The following is a 21,232-nucleotide window of genomic DNA, read 5'->3' as shown; positions in this document are numbered from 1 at the left end:
GCGCAGGCAAATGTTGTGGATGGTTAAGTGTTTCTGATTGGACAGAGCTAATATGTTCTGCTTATGTTCTGCTATGAGAGAACGTACCGTCCCAACAGAGCTGCAAACGCTATATATTGATTTCGATGCCTTCTTTGCTAATGTGGAGAAGCAGGACAATCCTGCGCTCCATGGCCGTCCTGTGGGCGTGCAGCCATTTGACTCCCAATATTCAGGGGTTATCGCCTGTTGTTACCAAGCTAAAGCCGCAGGCATTAAGCGCGGGACGAAGACCGCCGAGTGCAGAGACCTTTGCCCTGAAATCACACTCCTACCCGCCCGCCATGACGTGTATGTCGATTACCATAAGCGGATCATTGCGTGTATCGAACGGCATTTAAAAGTCGAAAAGGTTTGGTCGATTGACGAAATGGAATGCGACCTTCGCGGCTTTACCCGCGCACAAGCGATCGAGATTGCCCGCAAAATTCAGACGGATATCCGCCTTGATATTGGCGAATATGTAACGCCCTCTATCGGTCTGGCCGCAAATCAGCTTCTGGCCAAGATTTGCTCTGAGATGGAAAAACCAAATGGTTTTGTTGTGCTCCATCCCGCCGATATGCCGGGTAAATTATTAAATGTGCCGCTGGGTGATATCCCCGGTGTCGCCAAAGGCAATTTACGTCGGCTGGACGCGGCCGGAATCTGGAATATGGAGCAACTCCTCGCCATATCGGCCAAACAGGCGCGCGCTTTGTGGGGCAATATTGAAGGCGAGCGCCTCTGGGCACAGCTTAAGGGCTATCCGGTCATGCGGCCCCCGACAAAGCGCCGGATGTTTGGCCATGGCCGGATTTTGACGCGTGAATGGTCTTATCCCGACCGGGCAAAAGAATGCTTACGTCTGCTCACCTGCAAGGCGGCAAGGCGGCTGCGCGCGGACGGATTTTACGCACGGAAACTCTCGATTTCACTCTCCTTCATCGACGGGCAAAAGCTGGGCGTAGAGCGGCAATTCCCGCCATCAAAGGATGATTTTCGATTTGTCGGGGAAATGGATCAGGCCTTCACCGCGATGATCGCCGTGTCGCGTAGTAAACGGGTCAAAAAAGTCAGCGTAACCCTACACGGCCTGTCAAAGCCGGAGGAAACACCGGGCGATCTCTTTACCTGGAGCGAAGAAAACGCGACAAGGACATCCCGTGAAAAACTCAGTGATGTGATGGACAGTATCAATTCAAAATCAGGTCAGGCGCTCATTCATTTGGGACCGCGTGAAGCGCTGCCCGGCGGCTATGCCGGCGCTAAAATTGCATTTGGCCGAGTCCCGACAGACGATGATTTCGCCGAGTCTAAAATGACACGAAAAATCCGGCCCCGCGCGCGATTATGAGCCCGGCAGATGAATTTGCGGTTTTGCTGCGAAGCATTCGCAATTGCCGCGTTTGCGAAACATCTCTTCCGCCTCTGCCCCATCCGGCGCAGCCTATCTGTATGGCAAGTGCACACTCAAAAATCCGGATTATCAGTCAGGCCCCCGGAAATTTAGCCGACAAAAAAGGGCTGCCGTTTTATGATCCCAGCGGAGTGCGGCTGCGCGACTGGCTTGGCGTTAATGAGGCTCAATTTTATAATGTTGACAATTTCGCTATCACGCCGGTCGGATTTTGCTTTCCGGGATATGACAAAAATGGTGGAGACTTACCGCCGCGGCCCGAATGCGCGCCGCTCTGGCAAAGCCGTCTGGATACAGAGCTTCGGGATATTCCGCTCACGCTCCTTGTCGGCGGCTACGCGCAGAAATGGGTTCTCGGCAAAGCGGCAAAGCGCACATTGACCGAGACCGTGCGGAACTGGCGCGATTACGGGCCGGATATTTTGCCCCTGCCCCACCCGTCATGGCGCAATAATGGCTGGATCAAAAAACATAACTGGTTCGAAGATGTCCTAAGCCATTTGAAAGACCGCGTGGCAGATCTAGTTAAGTGACGTGACTTCGACGCGCGCGCGCCCGCTTTTTCCGGCAGTGTTGACGACGCGCAAGGTATAAAAACCCGGCTTGTCCGGCGACCAAAGCGTCGCTGTCGGATCCAGATCGCTTTTGCTGAGTTTAGACCCATCAACATACCAGGCCAGCGCGCTGCCGTCCGGTGATAGCGCGGATAATGGCAAGGATTTAGACCCGTCGGTTACGCTTAAGGCAATTTGCGCACCGTCTTCCGGAAACAGGATTTGCGGTTGCGTCTCGTCAGGCCCTAATACGCGCGCAAGTCCGGTCGGAGCCGTTTCAGATGCGCGGTAAGGTCTGGATAGGCCTGGAACGTGGGGCAATAAGGCGAAAACATCAAATAATAGCGGCGCGGCAGCATCGCGCCCTGTCATGCCGTAGCGCGGCGCGCCGTCCGCGCGACCCGTCCAAATGACCACAGTCCACTCATCCGTATAGCCTGCCGCCCAGGCATCGCGGTGGCCGTAAGATGTCCCGGTCTTATAAGCAATAGGCGGCGCATTTTGCGACAGCCAAGACGGAACATGTCCGCGTGGATGCGGAGCCTGGCGCAAAATGCGGGTAATCTGCGCGGCGCTTTTTTCGCTGATAAAGGCTTTGGGCTTTTGGCGATCTTGCTTTTCATGCCAGGTGAGCGGCGCGGCCATGCCGCCATTGGCCAAAGCGGTATAAAGCGTAGCCAGACCTTCGGGCGTCACGCCAAGCCCGCCAAGGGCGACCGCGAGACCGCCGCCCTCTGCGCTGCGCTGGGGCACTGACATATTAATGCCGGTAGCCTGTAATGCCGCTTCGAAACGGGCGCTGCCAATCTGGTCGAGCGCGATGACGCTGGGCACATTAAGCGAGTGTTGCAACGCTTGCTCAACGGTGACATCGCCATGATAGCGCCGCGTAAAGTTCTGTGGCTGGTAAGAGCCGAACCGCGTCGGCGCGTCCATTAATTTACTCCCCGGGCTAGCGATACCGTCTTCGAAAGCCAGCGCGAAAATAAAAGGCTTTAGCGCCGAGCCGGGCGAGCGCATTCTCTGCGTCATATCAATCCAGCCGCCGGGAAGATCGCGTGATAGTGAGCCCAGGCTGGCCCGCACTTCACGCGTCGGATTATGCACAATCATTATGGCTATATTGCTGAGGCTTGGGTTTTGCGCCGCATAAGCCGTGGCCAGTCTTTGCGTGCGGTCTTGCAATCCCGCGTCCAATGTCGAGCGCGTATAAGGTCCGTTTGCCGACAAGCGGTGCGCGGTCATCCACGCCGTTTGCGGTAGCGCCAATCGCAGTGGCGGCAATCCGGCTTCGCGCGCCTCAAAGGCCTGCCTCGCGGTCAAATGATCCGACGCCTCCAGACGCCGAATGATATCATCGCGGCCCTTACGGGCCATGGCTGCGTGACGATCCGGGCGGCGCGCTTCGGGCGCTTGCGGCAAAGCAATAAGTAGGGCGATTTGCGCGTCGGTTAATCCGTGCGGCTCATAACCGAACCAGGACAGGCTGGCCGCGCGCACGCCTTCTAGGTTTCCGCCATAGGAAATATGGGTCAAATAAGCTTCTAAAATTTCATCCTTTGACAAACGCATCTCTATTTGCGCCGCCCGCACCATTTCGATGGCTTTGGAACGCAATGTGCGCGGACGCGGCTCTAACTGACGCGCCAGTTGCATAGTCAGCGTCGATGCGCCTGAGACAAATTTTCTATTGCTTAGCGCGCTTTTGGCTGCGCGAAGGACGGCCACCGGATCGACGCCGCAATGATCGTAAAACCGTTTATCTTCAATCGCGATCAGGCGCTGCGTAAAGCGCGGATCAATATCACCTAGGCGCGCCTTTAGACGCCAGCGTCCGTCCTCAACTGTAAAGCCGGAAAGCCACTGCCCGTCACGCGCTGTGACTTCGGGCGAGACGATCTGAAGCTTCTCAAGCGGCGGCGGAAAGACCCAATTGGCGAGGATGAGAAGGCTGACAATAAAGGTCAGTCCCCATTTAAGCCGTGCCGAATATGTAATTCGCCGCGCCACATTACCCCGGCTTATCGGTTAGGATTGTTATGCGCCCAGCCGGCGTAATCGCAATATCGCCCGGGCGGTACATGTCTTCGATAATTGCGCCGGGAATAGCAAAGTCGCCCGCGGTTACGGCGCGGACAACATAAGCCATACGAACCCAGTTACGATTGCTGAGCTTGAGCGAGCCGACAAAACGGTCGTCGCGAGCCTCAGCCATGTCCAGATCCGCAATCTCGCCAACCCATTCAAACGGGCCGTTAATACCCCCATTTGTTTTTCCGTCAGCGGGGCGCAATATCGTCTCAATCTCCAACCCTGCCGGAAGCAGATCGGCGATCACCGTCTGGCGTGTGCGGTTCATATCGGAGCGCACAGTCAGGACGATGACGGCTTGCTGCCCTTTGACCATGGAGCTTAAATCCACAGGGTTTCCGGATATGGAATAAGACTTTTTATTGGCTTGATAGCCTTGGGAAACGGGCTGCGGCGCGCGGTTCGGCGTACCGTAAATGCTGACGACCCGGTAGATGTCCGACTGCCCTGTATTGGTGAAAGCAATATCACCGGACATTTCAGCTCCGCTTAACGCGACGGTCTCATTAGAGCCAAAACCGCTGACGCCGCGTGATGACACATCTATATCTGCCGCGCCCGCGCGAACCGCCCGCATGGCCATAATAGTTTGGGCTTTCTCCTGCGTCGATAGCATATCGGGATCACGGAGTAATTTGGCAAAACCGGACTGCGCCTGAGCTACGCGATCAGGCATTTTCGCTTCGTCTGATAAATAGACCAGCGCCGCACTGTCGCGCAAAGGTGTCTGATAATAATCTTTATTATCATCATAGCCGACAGCGCTAAACGCGGCGTCGAAGGCATTTTTGGCCCGTACGCTGTCGCCCATCATGGAAAATCCTGTGCCGATATGAGCAAAGGCCATAGGCGAGCGCAGGTTTTTGCGGTGTGTGTCGTAGAAATAGCGCATTTTTGACAAATCGCCCTTGCCGCCGCGCGCGAGAACGTAATGGGCATAGGCTGCGGTTTGCGCCATACGGATTTTCCGTGCTGCGCCGTCACGGTCACTTTGGTAGCGGTAGTCTTCATACGCCAGAGAGGAATAGCTTTCCATACGGGTCATTTCACGCAGCGCACTATAGGCGCGGCGCATGACATCATCCGGCACGTCATAATCTTTCGCGTCTGCGCGCTGCAGAAACTCAGTCGCGTAAGCGCCGAGCCAAGCTTGACCGGCATTATCGCCCGCACGCCACAGACCGAAGCTGCCTTGCGCGTCCATACGGTTGCTAATTTTGTAAACCGCATTTTGCATTTGCCGTTTCAACTCACCTTCATCCGTGCGCGGCATGCCGCCCAGATCAGAGGCATATAAAAGCGGTAGGCCCGAACTGACGGTTTGCTCCGTGCATCCATAGGGATAGCGCACCAGCGAGGCCGCGTAAGCCGTCGGGTCAAGATCCGGAGACGCAGAAAATGAGATATTGATCTGTACGCTTTCGGGATTGAGGCCTGTCATCAAATCATCAGGCATGGCCAATGTCTGGTTCGGACTCATCCGCGTCTCTATACGGCGTTCGACCGGCATATAAGGCGAACGGCTCTGGATTTGATAATCCGAGCTAACCGTATAATCGCCCGGGCCGGTGACAGTATAATCAACCGTGCTAATGCCTTCATCGTCAGAGGACAGAGTAATCAGGCCGCGCTCTCTTTGCTGTTTGGCGAGTTGAACAGCTCCGCTGGAATCGGCAGATGTTTTTAAATCGCCGCCAGTGATAGTATAATTATAGAGGCCGGAATCACCTTCGACATTATCCAGCGACAGGGTTGCAATGGCTGTGTCCCCCGGCGCGATAAAGCGCGGCAAGGTCAATGTGGCCGGAACGCGGTCGCGAATTTTCATGGAGCGGCTGGCACTGCCGACCGATTGGTCATTCCACGCCGTCGCCATCAAGCGCACTTCGCCGTTAAAGTCCGGCAGGCTAAGCGGAATAACGGCTTTGCCGCCTTTGACATTTATAATGCCGCTCCACAGCGCCACAATACGGGTCGGCGTAACCGTCAAACCTTCGCCGCCCAGACCGTCACCGCCGGAATTGGCCATAGCGGCCTGCCCCATATTGGGGTTTAGCAGCCGCGCATAATCATCGCGCACTTCCAAACTCAGAGCCTTTTTGCCAAAATACCAGTCCTGTGCATTCGGGCTCTCAAATTTGGTGATACGCAATATGCCTTCGTCCACCGCAGCAAGCGTCAGATAATTTTGACCGTTGCCTATTCCGTCTATCTTGACTGTGACATTCTGCACCTGGCGCGGGCGGGTGACTTCGGGCGCTTCAATAGACAGGCCTAAAGTTTGTGCTTTTGCACTCATTGCAATATGGGCTACTCCAACGGCACGGCGCGGCACCGGCCGGGCGGCTGTGTCGCGCGGTGTGTAAAGCGTAATCATGGCGTAGGCGCTTGCCCCCCATGACGCATCTGTACGAATTGAAATTGTACTACCGCCTTCGGGAATAGTGATTGCGCGGATTTCGTGCACTTTATCGCTGGCAATGACCAGTTCACCCTGTCCTGCATACGGGGCTTTAAGGGTTAGTTCGACAATACTGTTTGGGCGCGCCGGCTCTGTCGGACCGGCAATCACCAATTGGTCAGGTCGGTCGCTTGTGCTCGCTCCGCCCCAGCCGACGCTGAATTGATAAGATGAGGTTACATCTGTTTCAGGATCCGTCACGATAAGGCGGTAACGGCCCCAATCCAGGGTCTGGCTGACTTCCGCCATACCGTCGGCACCAGTGGCGACCTCACCGCTATCGCGTAGCTCGTCATTAATGGTGTAGCGGTATTTCCACTCCCCGCGGCTACGATACCAGACATAATCCCAGTCCTCATAAACCAGCTTCCAGTCCAGCGTTTTAGCTTGCGGCGCGCCTTCTGCGTTTACCGCCAAGAGATCAAGTGTGGCAGGCTTGCGCCGGGCGGCGCGGTCATCGTCGAAATTTGGACGAATACCCAGATAGAGCGGGTTTGTGCGGATCGCGATGCGGCCCGAGTTTTTGACGTAACGTCCGCCCGGCTCTGCAATCCCCGCTGTAATCTCGCCGCGCAGCGGGTGACTTGAGCTAATGTTCAGACCGGCCAGCGAAGCTTCTGTAATAAGCTCGCCCTTTTCATTTGTTATGCCTTGAACGAGAATGACACTTTCTTCCTGAAAAGTTTCGGTGGCCAGTCCGAAGTTAAAGTCAGAATAAGCCGGGAACGGATTGGGATCTACGCGTACGCGCATTTGCGCTTCGGCTGTCAGGTTCTTGCCCGGTCCGCCATAGAGAAATTCGCTGGCCAGAGTGATTTTAACGCCGTCCTCATTGGTGACAAATCCGTCGCCCGATTTGATATCGACCGTGATTTTCTGCGGAATGAAATCCTCAACCGCAATCGATTGTGACCCGACAAGATCAAGTCCGTCTGCGTAAATCTCAACGCGCCATACACCGCGCGGAGCCGATTCGGGCAGATCGAAGCTATGTACCCAAGAACCGGAGAGGAGGTCTTTTTGTGTAAAGCGCTTTTCCAGCGCGACAATTCCGTTAGGGCGAACGAGTTTAAATGTCCCGTCGCGCGGGGCCGCTGCGCCGCGATGGCTACGCAGCATGGCCACCAAATGCACTGTCTCGCCCGGACGATAAACGCCGCGGTCCGTATAGATATAAGGATCCAGCGCGCCGCTGACTGTTCGGCCGTTCACATTGCGGTCCGAGAGGTCCAGAGGACTGCGCTGCATGTCCAGCATCGCATAATCTCCATCAGGACCATAGGCCATGATCATCCGCGGCGCGCTTGCGCCCTGCCCTTTGAGGAGCGCACCGTCAAAGCGGGCGTGACCGTTTACATCCGTGCGCGCCTCGCCCAAAACGCGGTTATTACTCGCCACAAGCGTGACGCGGCTATTAGAAACCGTGCGGGCGGTATTGATTGAGCGTAGGGTGATGTTAAGCGCGTCATCACTTTGATAGCTGGTGATGGCCAAATCAGTGACGATAACCCAGCGCCAAGCCCGCGCAGGACGGTTTTCGCTATCGTCACTTTTACGTTCCGCGCTGATGACATATGCTCCGGGTTTCAAATCACCAATGATGTTTGCAATCGGCACGACAGTCGTGACTGTCTGGTTTGACTTTGATTTCACCGATATTTCACCACTCCAAACGCTTTCACGAACAGATGTGGCAGCGTTCTCATAGACATAACTATAATCGCCTTCTGCGGCGGACTCTCCGGATTGCGGGTCACGCTGCGCGATGATGCGGTCATTCACAGAAGATATGTCCAAACTTATCGTGTCGACATTGATGGTCTCAATCGCCAGCCCCTGCGCGCCAATGCGCGGCAGGATGATGCCGTCGCCCGCAAAGCGCAGGACAGAGGGCTTGTCACCAAAGTCAATGGTGACGTTACGGTCTTCGGCCAAAGTTTTACCTTCCGGGCCGGGCAAACCGGCTTTGATGGTCAATTCATATTCTCTGGAAAAATCAAAACCCGAGAGACATACGCGCCGGCCCTGTACAGAGGCCGCCAGCTTTGCATCCGGAGTGGTCGTCACATAATCGGTGAAGCGCGTATCATCCATTCCGATCGAGTCTGTGAAATTCAGACAGGCCTTGGTCAGATTGCCGCTCATATCCGGCTCCCATCCCTCAAACCGAAAGGCAATATCTTTTTTCGCGTCCCCTCCATCTTCGGAGACCTCCCCAAGACCATCATTATTGCCGAAGGGCTGCGGCTCAGTAATGACAGTAACAGGCGTGTCGGCCTTAGGCGTCGGGTCGGGCTGTCCAATCAAAGCGTATCCCGCCCACCATGCCGCGAAAACGAGTGCAATAATTGCGGCGATCAAACCTGCCTGTTTATTCATAATCCTGCCCCTGTTGTAAGTCGCCCCTTTACCATAACCATGAATAAGGCAACGTCACGGCAATATATGGAAATTTTTGAGGCAATGTCACGGCAAAATGTTTACTCTATTTTTACCCTGTCCTTAAACGCAGTTCTAACCGTTCCCCCTTAATTAATTCTCCTAAGACGTCGGGTGGGAGTCCGGCGCTGTAAAAATGGGAAAATATTATGTCTATTAAAAAACTTGCTATGGCAGCGAGCGCTGCCACACTTATGACTGCATCAACAGCCTACGCATCCGTTATCGATCGTCCATTCTTTAAAGTTTTGGGCGTCGTTGTCGTTTGGGGTGCTGATGATTTTGCAGCTGACGCGACAGATGGACCGGTTGTGTCTGACTTTGTTCTATTGACCGAAGGCAGCGGCAATGCCGGTAAAGATCTAATTGGCGGAACAGCGGCTGATACTTTTGCTGTCGTCACTGGCGACCTAGACCCGGTTGACGGAACAACGGCTACCGGCGGCGGGACAATAGATCCGATTACGGGCTCAACAATCGGTGACACTAATTCAGACGGTTTGCTTGATGCCGGAGATACGCTCACGGCATTCGGGATCGACAATACCCTTGATATCGACGGCGCTTTATCGAACGTTCACAAAGGATCATTTTATGTCGCATCTAACGCTGCATTTGACATCTATGCATCGTCTTCTAACGTTGTCGCAACAGGCGATTTTGCCGGCACAACTGATGCTTTAGGTGTCACAACCGGAAATATGACGGCCTCTAATATCAAATTCAGTCTTGGCGTTGCAACAGCAGATTCCTCTTCTCTTTCCGGAGTTGGCGATAAAGCGCAGGATCCGTCAACCGGCGGAACGGGTATCGTCACGGCAATTAACAGCCTTGATGATATGGCATCTGCGACAAAAGTCTTTGACGGCGGTCGCCGTACAGCCGCCTCGCGCGGATCAATTGCTCAGCAATCCGTCCGTTTCGACGCCCAATATTCATTGATAGACCCAAATGCTCCCGGCGCGGACAAGGGTTACGATTTGTCAATGGGTTCAGGTACGCTTCAAGCCGACGTTACTTACACAGTTTACGTCCCTTAAGAATACGCGTTTAGTTCACGCAATTATAGCCTTCGGCTCGCGCCGGGGGCTATTTTTTTGGCTCAGCGTATGCAGCTTTTAACGGCGCACTTTAACGAATGAAAAACGGTTTAAGACTACGCTAACCAAATACTTAATCATATCCGGGGCATAAAATGGGCATTCATAGTTTCGCAAAATTAACAAGCACGTCTGCGCTGATCTGCGCGGCCTTATTGGGTCTAAGCTTTGGGACTGCGCATGTCGCGGGAGCCTTTGGACTGGGCGTACAGCCCAGTACGGTCGAAATGACCATCAAGCCCGGTGACCGACAACGCCAAGTCGTCACGATCGGAAATGTTCATAAGACAAAAACTATCAGTTTGACCATGTCCCTGGCTGATTGGAGTCTGGATAAAGACGGCAAGCTCGTATTGGACGCCCCGGGTGACAGCCCGCGCAGTGCCTCCGAATGGGTCCGCTTCTCGCCCGCTTCAGTGACGTTGAAACCTGAAACATCACAGGACGTGGTGGTCGAAATTACGGTGCCCATGAAAGTCGAAGAAAAAGGGGATCACCGCTTTGCTTTACTCGCAACCACGCTTCTACCGGAACTGGATAAGCGCGGCGATAACTCCGGCGTGTGGAACCGCTATCAACTCGCCTCCCTGTTTTATCTGACACTGACGCCGTCATCATCCGAACCTTCAGTAAAGACTGTTTCCTTTGTGGGCGGTGATGCGCCAATGCTTTCGATGGAGATTAAAAATGAAGGCAATGCGCATGCGCGCCTTCAAGGTATAGCCCACGTTAAAAATGAATCCGGAGAAACGGTGTCCGAGACTCCGCTTTCGACTGTCGTTCTTGATCGTCAAAGCCGCACTTATAATGTCAAACTCACCGATAGCGAGAAGATTACGCCCGGTGAATATAGCGTTGAATTTGATATGAACAATGTCTTCGCGCCGCAAAATAAATTCCGCAGCACTGCCGTCGAAATATCACCGATCATATTTGTAGCGGATTGATCTTAACCGCGTGAAAAGACCATTGTTCCAATATAGCCTGCTCGGCACTGCGGCTATGCTGGCCGCTGCACCCGCAGCAGCCAGTTTTTTAGATGATGACTTTTATTGTCAAAACTACGGCTGCGCTGTGGTCTATGACAGTGAGAACTACCAAATCTACGATAATTATATCTTCGATACCGGACAATGTTGCGTAGCCTATGGCGCGCCGATGCAAACATATTATAACCCAAATCAGACATTTCGCACGACCGGAACAACCAATGCGGTTGCTCCCGCTCCCGCAAATGGTCAGGGGTTCGGGTTTGATATAATTGAAGGAAGCCTGACGCGGTCGCGGATAGATGACGGGGACGGATATCTGGATGCTTCGGATACTTACTCGGCCTTCAACCTGTCCAGCCAGACCGATCTGCAACTTGACGCACAAGGACGCGCCTACAGTCATAGTTTTTGGGTTTCATCAAGAAATACACGTTTCTCGCTGCGTGCGAGAGCCAATATCAGTGACGCCTCCGGCGATTTTGCCAATACGCTGACCCTTGGTGATATCCAATTGGAGACGGCAATTTCGAACCGCGGCACAGATAACGGTTTTTCCTACGGCTCAGATGCAAGAACCCAAAACGTAACAATATTGACGGGGATAAATGATCTCGGGGATTTGGAAAGCAATCCGACACGCCTGATTCATTTTGGGCGCTCAGCAGGTATTCGCAGACGTAACGGTAATCTGGGGGATCAAACAATCCGTATTGATTTCAATTACCGCATGCCCGACTATGATATGTCCATGGGCATTGGTGAAATGAACATAGATGTCACCTTTGATTTTTACCGTGAGCAAAGCTCCAACCCCTAAATCAAAAATAGCGCCACGGTTTTAAAACGGCTGCATTTAAATCTCACTCTATTAGAAGACAAAAAAAAACGCGGTGCCGATAAGGCGACCGCGTCAAGTTGGTGTTCTTTTACAGTAAGCTACGGACTGCCGATAACGTCTCCCTCTTTGTAATCTCCACCTTCATAATTGTCTTGAATGTGGTTGTCCGCAATGATGGTCGTCGTCCCCTCATCTTCGACAAATTCCCGTTTTGTGATTTTAGTGAGGGCGCCAATAGCCGTTTTACTCATAAGCTGGCGTGCGGGGTCGAGGGCAACGGCCATTTTAGTCCCCGGAACCGAGTTAGGATTATTAGTCTTCACAATTGTGAGTTCATAATTGCCCGCTGCCAGATCATCAAAGGCATATTGGCCAAAGCTGGTGGTCAAAATATCTTGGGGTAGAGTTAAACCCGACTTATCCGTCAATCGAAGACGCGCGCCTTCCAAACGGATTTCGCCGCGCTCATACTCACCATTTGCGTTCTTATCAATATAGGCGAAGCCTGTAATCTGTCCGCGCTGAACAATCGGCAAATCAACGGTAGTAATATGTCCATCCCGAATAGTCGCGCGTAGCAAAGTCTCATCAGAGAGCGCAAACCCCAAAGGTAAGCTTCGACCGTCCAGAGTCATGGTTTTAATCCCGGTTTTAATATTCTGGATCGTGTAATAACCGCCACTGTCAGTGCGCAGCGCGAGCCTTTTGCTTCCGCCTGCAACGCGTAAGGTGATGCCGGGCAATCCCGGCTCCCCGTCTTGGCGGACACCGTCGCGGTTTTTGTCCAGAAAGGCGCGGCCTTTTAAAACGCCGCGACCGGTTTCAGTATTTTTGAACTTACGTCCCTCATTAAAGTTATAACGTCCATCAAGCCTCAGGCCAATGCGCTGTTCCCCTTTTAAATCATTACGGTAGCTAAGGCCCATAGTCAGATTATTATTAATCTGCAATCGGCGCCCCGCACTGAGAGTAAAATATGTATCCGGCTCGCCGCTGCCTTTGCCCCCGAAATTTTGAAGTACGCCAAATGCGGCTGTAACGCGGTTTTTACGTCCGAATATATCGCCGGAATCTGCGTTGGCGACCAGGCCGCCGCGCACAAAACTTTGCTCCGGAGTCCAAACAGCATTGATCGTCGGTGCAACACTTAATTTGGCGGATTTAGGCATATTAAAGCTACGGGCTTTAATCGAATAGGCCATATCGGCGCGCTGCGATAAGGATGTCCCGCCCTGCTCGCTTTGACTATATTGCGCCCGGATTGTTCCAAGCTTTGTTGTTTGGTACCCCTGAACGGACAGGCTGTAACCGTCTTCAGTGAGCTTAGTTTCAGAAGTGTCTTCACGGCTATATTGGGTATAGGCCGCTGTTAAGTAAGTATTGGTTTTCGCTAAAGTGGTCGACCCGGTAAGGCCCCAATTATCAAGCGTGACGGCTGTGCCCGCCCCAACGGATACGCCTGATGTTGAGCGCTGGACACGCAGGGCGACGCCCGGATTTTTTAAAGGACCGATAATACGGCGCGCGCTATATTGCAAAGTGGAAGATAATGTTGCCTGATCCTGTCCGGGTGAGCGAATGTCCGGGATGGTGCGCCCATCCTCTACATCCTCTTCACCCCGTTCGATCTCCGCAAGACGTTTTTCCAAGGCTTCACGGGACAGAACTGATTTTAAAAATTCAGCGCCATCATAGCTGGCCGTGACATCGACGTCCCAATTATCAGTAATTTTCATACGCGCCGCAGCCCCTGCGCGAATGTCCAGTGATTTATCCCTGTCCGGCCCCGAGAAATAGCCCATATCGCCGCGTGCATTCCATTTTACACGACTGCCTTCTTGGCTGCCAAGTTTGCCGCTGAGGAAAGACAGGACAAGCCTTTGATCTTCGGATTGCTCATCATAGCGCATAGATAGTCCGGCTTCCCATCCGTCAATGTCGGCCCAGCGCAGTCCCGCCGCCATCCCGCCAAATGTAAATCGGGACTGCTCATCGCTAACTTTGACGCTGCCATTGACCGGCGTGCCTGCAGCCAGAGCCCAGCGGCCTTTCTTACCAGCTTTTGATGCGCTCGCCCCTCTAATACGGCGAATACCGACCCCGTCCAGTTCACGAAGGTCGGCAGAATAATCTCCAACTGTCCCGGAAAGCCCGTTCAGCGTACGGTATTGCAATGCGCCCCAACTGGGCTTTAGCTCTCCTGAACTTGTCGGCATATCCGGAATTTCATAGCGTATTTTGCCGTTAAGGCCTCGCGCCCTGAAATTAACCGTCACTTCGTTTCTGACATCCGGACCGACGGTAAACTTTAGGCTCTCAAGCGTGAACGTCTCCGTCGAGGCCAGATCGGATATCTTTGAATCGGGCGCAACGGACCCACTTAGCCGTTCATCGAGTTCGATACTGACCCGGTCCGAACCCGCATCAACAGTGATATGCGTTCCGGTCAGAACCTCGATTGCACTAACCGGCAAAAGAAGATTGACGGCGTCGATATAGGTCGCATCTTTGCTGACGCCAATCGGGCGCCCTTTATCACGGATGAGCCCGGTAGAAAGATTAAGATCGAACTCGGCGCTGTCCTGCGCGCGGCGAATTGATACCGTACTACGGTCCGGGCTCATGGTAACAAAACTGCCCAGTTCGTCGGCTATAGGCAGTAGCGGCAGTAATAAGACGGGGCCCACAGACTTCGCAGCGGGCTCAGGATTAATCAAAAGGGAATCATTAACGTAGATCTGAAATCCTGTGGCGACTTTCAGACGGGGATCCAGTTCGAAATGCAGAATTCCGGCGACTTCATCATGTTTGGGGCGCGCGCCGGATAGAACAGCAATGGCGTTAGGGGTTAACGTTATTGCTTCCGGCGTAACCTGCCCGAATATGCGAAGCTTACCGATCGTTTTACCATTAGCTTTGATAACGCCCGTATCAGTATAAAGCTCCATGCGAACGCCGTCCTGACTACGCCTAACCACAAGCACGCCTGCCTCTCCGTCGAAGTTATAGCTATCATTAAGAAAATCCAGGATAGGTTCTGCGCGAACGAAAACATGACCCTCTTCATTGCGCATGACCTGGGCCATCGGCAGAGCTTGGCCTTCAATCGTAATCGACAGAGCAAGGTCAGGAGTGGCGATCAGCTTGTTTTTGGTTTCGACAATTTTCTCTATGGCAGGGTCAATTGCTGGCGTGTTTGTCGATTGAACTGTGCTCAAAGAAGATTCGTTCTGAGCGAAAGCACCGGACGCATAAGACATGGCGCAGATGAGCAGAGCGCAACACAACCACATGCGTAATGTGTTGAAAAATATAGGAAATAGCGCGCCCACGGGCGGATCTAGCAGATAGGCAATTCCATACGGGCCAGACAGGACGCGTCTAAGCGGCACTGCTGATTGAGGCGGACAGGAATTATTGTCCATCCGCCACGTACGGAATTGAAAACCTCCACATTGACAGGTGTGTCGGTCAAGTTGAACTTGAATTGCTGCTCAAGCACAACTTGCTCCCGGCCAAGTGTCACCTTGTCCGACAGTTTCCGGGACATCAGCGCAGACGCGCTGTTGTTTTTAGTCTGCGGCTTCATTGGGATATCGCGGCGACATTCGCCAAGAACCCAGTAAGCCGTATTTAGACCGGGAATAACGATAAATGACGTCTCCCCGTCGATGATATCTAACATGAGCGGGGTATTCCCAGTCTCTTGCGCATTCACAAATGGAGCCTGAAACAGCCCGACCGTAAAAATCATCAATAATTTAAGTAAAGACTTCACTTCACCACCCATACACCAAGTTGCGATCTATGCCGCATAAATTATGTATAGCCGAACGAGGTTATCATACCCTTAGTAAGAAGTGAATATTAGGGTTAAGTTACACCAAGTAACCCATTGTTTTATAGTGCAAAACTATTAACGCGCATCAGAACGAACAGTCATGATTTATCTCGCCGCTATTACCGTGATAAATCTTCATTTTCACAGCCTAACAAGGAGCTAATCCCATGATCTATAAATCCGATATGCGGGAGATATAGTTTCCAATTTGCGACACGGCCGCAAATTAACTCGCGGGATAAAATTTTTTTGATTATTCCCATTCAATCGTGCCGGGTGGCTTGGACGTCACGTCATAGACGACGCGGTTTACGCCCCGCACTTCATTAATGATACGCGTGGCTGTACGGGCCAAAAAATCATGCTCGAATGGATAGTAATCAGCGGTCATGCCGTCTGTTGACGTCACAGCGCGCAATGCAAGCACATGCTCATATGTGCGGCTATCCCCCATAACACCTACTGTTTTAACAGGCAGAATTACAGCAAAAGCTTGCCATATCTCGTTGTAAAGTCCAGCTTTTCTGATCTCGTCGAGATAGATAGCGTCCGCTTCCCGCAGCGCATCAAGCTTCTCGCCTGTAATCACGCCGGGACACCGGATCGCCAGCCCCGGCCCCGGGAATGGGTGACGCTCAACAAAGTCTTTATGCAGGCCCAGCTCTTGTCCCAGTGCTCTCACCTCGTCCTTAAACAGCTCACGCAGCGGCTCGACCAAGGCCATATCCATACGCTCAGGCAAGCCGCCGACATTATGATGAGACTTAATCGTTACGCTCGGCCCGCCGTCAAATGAGACCGATTCGATCACATCGGGGTATAATGTGCCCTGAGCGAGGAATTTTGCACCGCCAATTTTCTTGGCTTCCCGTTCAAAAATATCAATGAAGGTCCCGCCGATAATTTTGCGCTTCTTTTCGGGATCATCGACACCTTCGAGCAAAGACAGAAACTCTTCACCCGCATCTACATGAACGAGGTTCATATTGTAATGCTTTGAAAACAAAGAAATAACCTGCTCTGACTCGCCTTTGCGCATCATGCCGGTATCGACATAGACGCAGGTCAGTTGATCGCCTATCGCTTCGTGTAGCAGGACCGCAACGACAGAGCTGTCTACGCCGCCGGACAGACCGCAAATGACTTTACCGTCGCCGACCTGTTCGCGAACTTTCGCAATGGCTTCTTCGCGAAAGGCCTTCATGGTCCAATCGCCCTTCATTCCGGCAATACGGTGTGTGAAGTTACGCAGTATATCTGCGCCCGCAGGCGTATGGACAACTTCGGGATGGAACTGCACGCTATAATAATGACGGGTCTCATCAGCTGTTGCCGCGAGCGGTGCGCCATCAGATTTCGCAATAACTTCAAAACCTTGTGGGAGTTTACTGACGCGGTCGCCATGACTCATCCACACGCGTAATGTCTCGCCGGGAAGCGCGACGCCTTCGAATAATGGACTGTCAGAGACGATTTCAATATCAGCACGGCCAAATTCGCGTGTGTCTCCCGCTTCGACTTTCCCGCCCAGCTGTTCGCACATGGTTTGCTGACCATAGCAAATGCCGAGTACCGGAACCCCAAAATCAAAGACATGCTGCGGCGCACGCGGACTCTTGGCCGTTGCAACGCTGCTTGGACCGCCGGACAGTATAATCGCTTGCGGGGCAAAGCTGTCCAGAAAGTCGTTATCGACTTTATTATAAGGATGAACTTCACAATATACTCCGCTCTCACGCAAACGCCGCGCGATCAATTTGGTCACTTGGGAGCCAAAATCAATAATCAGTGCACGTTCGTGATGTTCGCGTAACTCGTCTTGCAAAGTGCTCATCTATCTTGTCCTGCTATTCCGGTGTGCCTTCGGGCATGTATTCCATGATGGAGAAGAAAAATCCGTCTGTACCGGTCGAGGCGGGTGACATGGTCAGAGAGCAGCCATCGGCCGACCACGGCTTAGCAGCATCAACGCCAAAAACATCTTCCCATAATTCACCTGCGCTTATCAGCGTAAAGGCTTTATTTTCTTCAATAAATTTATATATCTGCGATTCGTTTTCTTCGGCTATGACCGAGCATGTCATATAGATGAGATAGCCGCCCGGGCGCACATATTCGGCCGCTTGGCGCAACACTTTAGCTTGTTCAGACAAACGCAAATCAAGGGCTTGCTCGGATAGGCGCCATTTCGCGTCCGGTTTACGACGCCATGTACCGGCGCCTGAACACGGCGCGTCCACGACAACGCGGTCGACCTTGCCCTTCAACGCGTCCAGCGTGTTTTCGCCAGGGGAATGAACGGTTACATTTTGCACGCCTGCACGGCGCAGACGCTCAAAGATCGGAGAAAGTCTGCGTTTATCGACATCAAAGGCGTGAAGCTGTCCTTCATTTTTCATCAAAGCGGCCAGTGCGAGCGTTTTCCCGCCGCCACCTGCGCAGAGATCCAGCACAATCTCGCCGGGCTGCGGATCGATAAGGCGCGACGCGATTTGGCTCGCCTCGTCCTGAATCTCGACCTGACCAAGCTGATACTCTTTTTCAATCTGAATATTCGGCAAACGCCCCTGAGGTCCGGGTGCAGGGATGCGCAGTCCTGTTGCCGCAATCGGGGTGGGCTCAACGCCGTGCGCGGCAAGCGCAGTCAACATGGCTTCGCGCGTGGTCGTCAGCGTGTTGACGCGCAAATCAAGCGGCGCGCGGGCGCACATGGCCTGCCCTTCGGCCACAGCCTCATCGTCAAAATTATTTTCAAAGGCGGGCCACAGCCATTCGGGGACATCCGCCCTCACCCATTCATCAGCGGCGGCTAAAAGCTGCGGATGTGTCAACGCAGCCCGCTCATCATCCGTCAAATCTTTGGGCGAGAACTTATCGCCGTCAAATGCGGCTTCAATCTCAGCCACCTCCATGTCCCAGCTATGCACAACTGTTCCCAGCACAATAGCGCGCGGACTGTCATCGCCCATCATATAGGCCAAAGAGCTTTTGCGGCGCAGGGCATCATGGACAACATTGCCGATAAAGCTGCGATCTTTGGATCCGGCATAGCGGTTTGCTTTGCCCCAATCACGAAGTGCATCCGTTGCCGGCGTATGCCGCTGCGTGATGTCCGTTAGAACTTCTATTGCCGCCTGTATGCGTCCGCCAAGTTTCATTTAAAATACCGCCAGTGCGAGTTTTATGATCATAGCGAATAAAATCAGTGTCGAGGCGAGGAAAGCCGAGAACCGCATAAGGATATGATTAAAGGTGAGGTGAATGGCCGCGTGCACGATGCGCAAGGCGACGAAAGCCCAGGCCAGCAAAACGAGATTATGATCGGCCTGCGCGGTTACAAAGGCAATAATGCAGACCGCAATGAATAAAAGAGGAACCTGGTATTGATTGTCAAAATTGTCACCGGAATTTTTAATCCAGCCGCGCGGCCAGCCGTTTTTCACAACGTCACGCATATCGACTTTGCCGCGAACCGCAGACCCAACGCGCGCCCAGACCAGCCAGCATGCAATCAGCATCATCATAATAGCCTGTACGAATACAGGTTTGAAAATATCGAGCGTGTTGTCCATTATGGAGTCCTCTAGCCTTGCGTATAATTGGGCGACTCACGCGCAATCGCGACGTCGTGGACATGGGATTCACGCAGGCCCGCATTGGTAATTTTGACAAAAATTGCATTCTCGTGAAACTGCGCAATATTATGCGATCCGGTATAGCCCATGGAGGCGCGTACGCCGCCCAAAAGCTGATGCAAGATCGGCGCAGCCGGACCTTTGTACCCGACGCGGCCTTCAATGCCCTCGGGAACGAGCTTCATCGCGTCCGTGACTTCCTTTTGGAAATACCGGTCGGCCGATCCGCGCGCCATAGCGCCAACGCTGCCCATACCGCGATAGGCTTTATAGGTACGGCCTTGAAACAGGAACGTCTCTCCGGGCGTTTCTTCAGCGCCGGCGAGTAGCGAGCCCACCATGCAGGCTTCTGCGCCTGCGGCTAAGGCTTTCGCCATATCGCCGGAATATTTAATGCCGCCATCGGCTATGATCGGAATGTTCGCCTCTTTTGCCGCGCGGACGCAGTCCAAAATCGCGGTCAGTTGCGGTACGCCCACGCCGGCGACAATGCGCGTCGTGCAAATGGAGCCCGGGCCGATGCCGACTTTAATGCAGTCCGCTCCGGCTTCGATTAGCGCTTTGGTCGCGTCATATGTGGCGACATTACCGGCAATCACTTGCGTGTCCGGATAGGCTTTTTTGAGGCGGCGTACTTGCTCTAAAACTTTGGAGCTATGACCATGCGCCGTGTCGATGACGACAGCGTCTACGCCTGCGGCAATCAAGGCTTCGCAGCGCTCAAATCCGGCATCGCCGACGGTCGACGCCGCGGCAACGCGCAGGCGTCCATGCGGATCTTTACAGGCATTGGGGTAGCTGCGCGCTTTTTCCATATCTTTGACCGTAATCAGCCCAACGCAGCGATAGTCGTCATCAACGACCAGAACGCGTTCGATACGGTTTTTATGCAAGAGCCGTTTGGCTTCTTCGTCGCTCGTGCCCTCTTTAACCGTGACAATGTCGCGGGTCATCAGATTCTGCACCTGCTCGTCCGGATTAGTGGCGAACCGGACATCGCGGTTTGTGACAATGCCGACAAGTTTTCCGCCTTCTTCGACGACCGGGATACCGGAAATCTGGTGATGGGAGGCCAGATCCCGAAGCTCGGCCAATGTGGCTGTCGGATGGATCGTAACAGGATTGACCACCATGCCCGATTCGTAGCGCTTGACCTTGCGAACCTCTTCGGCCTGCTCTTCATTGGTCATATTGCGGTGAATAACACCGATACCGCCCGCTTGCGCCATGACAATGGCCAGCGGCGCTTCAGTCACGGTATCCATTGCCGCGCTGATTAAAGGCGCATTCAGTCGGATAGATTTCGTGAGCCGTGTCGACAGATCGGCTTCGGCGGGGATGAGGTCAGATGCGCGGGGCTGCAAAAGCACATCATCGAAGGTCAAGCCCTCGGTAATCTGCATGGGGATTCTCCATAGCTTTTGCAGACGCGCAATAACAGAGGATATGGGGAAGCGCTAGGGGGGCTAGCGCAATTGTTTACACCTTTGAACAGTGGCGCGATATTGTGGAAATGTTGTAGTCGCAATTCTATTTTACATTTCAGTCAATCTATCCCCGTGATTCATGCGCTCATGCAAAACGGCTGCGATACCGATTTCACCATCCATAAGGACTTTCCAATAGACTCTGTGTTTTTCGTAATCCGCATAATAGCCATCAACACCATATGCTGCTGGAATTGAACGCCACAAAATCTTTCGATCAACAATCATGTTAAAACACTCGAACAGACCTGTGATATATGCGTCAGCCTGAACTTCGCCCCAAGTTTTAGCCGTATAAATATATATATCGTCTATTTGATGACTGGCAGACCGTAGAATACTATAGGCCATATTTG

14 protein-coding genes are annotated in these 21,232 nt (G+C 53.1%); 5 read left to right on the top strand and 9 right to left on the bottom strand.

Features of this window, described 5'->3' with window-relative positions; all coding sequences use genetic code 11:
* The first annotated feature begins 73 nt into the window (after window positions 1-73).
* Both H142_RS0102445 and H142_RS0102440 read left to right on the top strand, forming a co-directional pair.
* Window positions 74-1,375, top strand: coding sequence for a Y-family DNA polymerase (locus H142_RS0102445; RefSeq protein ID WP_017930507.1), 1,302 nt, complete (start codon window positions 74-76; stop codon window positions 1,373-1,375).
* On the top strand, window positions 1,372-1,971 hold the full coding sequence (locus H142_RS0102440) for a uracil-DNA glycosylase family protein (RefSeq protein WP_017930506.1): 600 nt from the start codon (window positions 1,372-1,374) through the stop codon (window positions 1,969-1,971). Before H142_RS0102445 ends, H142_RS0102440 begins: the two co-directional genes overlap by 4 nt.
* Here H142_RS0102440 and pbpC read toward each other — a convergent pair.
* Complete coding sequence (gene pbpC, locus H142_RS0102435) at window positions 1,960-4,002, bottom strand: penicillin-binding protein 1C (protein WP_017930505.1); 2,043 nt, start codon at window positions 4,000-4,002, stop codon at window positions 1,960-1,962. The two genes, H142_RS0102440 and pbpC, sit on opposite strands and share 12 nt — an antisense overlap.
* Window position 4,003: 1 nt before the next feature.
* The gene (locus H142_RS14035) at window positions 4,004-8,923 is read right to left on the bottom strand and encodes an alpha-2-macroglobulin family protein (RefSeq protein WP_017930504.1); all 4,920 of its coding nucleotides are present in this window, start codon (window positions 8,921-8,923) and stop codon (window positions 4,004-4,006) included.
* A 209-nt stretch (window positions 8,924-9,132) separates the two neighbouring features.
* Here H142_RS14035 and H142_RS0102425 point away from each other — a divergent pair, with 209 nt between their 5' ends.
* The 3 genes from H142_RS0102425 (at window position 9,133) to H142_RS0102415 (ending at window position 11,892) form a co-directional block, all read left to right on the top strand.
* Entirely contained in the window at window positions 9,133-10,023 is an 891-nt protein-coding gene (locus H142_RS0102425; RefSeq protein WP_017930503.1) for a hypothetical protein, read from the top strand.
* A gap of 155 nt (window positions 10,024-10,178) precedes the next feature.
* Window positions 10,179-11,030 carry a COG1470 family protein gene (locus H142_RS0102420; protein WP_017930502.1) on the top strand — a complete coding sequence of 284 codons (852 nt, stop codon included), beginning with the start codon at window positions 10,179-10,181 and terminating at the stop codon, window positions 11,028-11,030.
* Between the two features lie 10 nt (window positions 11,031-11,040).
* Complete coding sequence (locus H142_RS0102415; protein WP_156811858.1) at window positions 11,041-11,892, top strand: hypothetical protein; 852 nt, start codon at window positions 11,041-11,043, stop codon at window positions 11,890-11,892.
* Between the two features lie 119 nt (window positions 11,893-12,011).
* On the opposite strand, the gene H142_RS0102410 is transcribed toward H142_RS0102415, so the two are convergent.
* From H142_RS0102410 to H142_RS0102375, 7 genes are all read right to left on the bottom strand, one after another.
* Window positions 12,012-15,131: an SdrD B-like domain-containing protein gene (locus H142_RS0102410; protein ID WP_169331790.1), complete on the bottom strand. Its 3,120-nt coding sequence runs from the start codon at window positions 15,129-15,131 to the stop codon at window positions 12,012-12,014.
* Between the two features lie 122 nt (window positions 15,132-15,253).
* On the bottom strand, window positions 15,254-15,691 hold the full coding sequence (locus tag H142_RS0102405; protein ID WP_156811857.1) for a hypothetical protein: 438 nt from the start codon (window positions 15,689-15,691) through the stop codon (window positions 15,254-15,256).
* 316 nt (window positions 15,692-16,007) lie between these two features.
* On the bottom strand, window positions 16,008-17,588 hold the full coding sequence (gene guaA, locus H142_RS0102395) for a glutamine-hydrolyzing GMP synthase (protein ID WP_017930497.1): 1,581 nt from the start codon (window positions 17,586-17,588) through the stop codon (window positions 16,008-16,010).
* A gap of 13 nt (window positions 17,589-17,601) precedes the next feature.
* Window positions 17,602-18,912 (bottom strand): RsmB/NOP family class I SAM-dependent RNA methyltransferase, encoded by a 1,311-nt coding sequence (locus tag H142_RS0102390; RefSeq protein WP_017930496.1) that lies wholly within the window; start codon window positions 18,910-18,912, stop codon window positions 17,602-17,604.
* A complete protein-coding gene (locus H142_RS14030) occupies window positions 18,913-19,326 on the bottom strand; it encodes an MAPEG family protein (protein WP_017930495.1) in 414 nt (137 codons plus the stop codon).
* Between the two features lie 11 nt (window positions 19,327-19,337).
* On the bottom strand, window positions 19,338-20,792 hold the full coding sequence (gene guaB / locus H142_RS0102380) for an IMP dehydrogenase (RefSeq protein ID WP_017930494.1): 1,455 nt from the start codon (window positions 20,790-20,792) through the stop codon (window positions 19,338-19,340).
* Window positions 20,793-20,924: 132 nt separating this feature from the next.
* A complete protein-coding gene (locus tag H142_RS0102375) occupies window positions 20,925-21,227 on the bottom strand; it encodes a type II toxin-antitoxin system RelE/ParE family toxin (RefSeq protein WP_017930493.1) in 303 nt (100 codons plus the stop codon).
* Window positions 21,228-21,232 lie beyond the last annotated feature (5 nt).

This window comes from Robiginitomaculum antarcticum DSM 21748 (assembly GCF_000365025.1).
Lineage (GTDB): Bacteria > Pseudomonadota > Alphaproteobacteria > Caulobacterales > Maricaulaceae > Robiginitomaculum > Robiginitomaculum antarcticum.
Note: the sequence above shows the minus strand (reverse complement) of the source record. Positions and strands in the feature narration are given on the sequence as shown.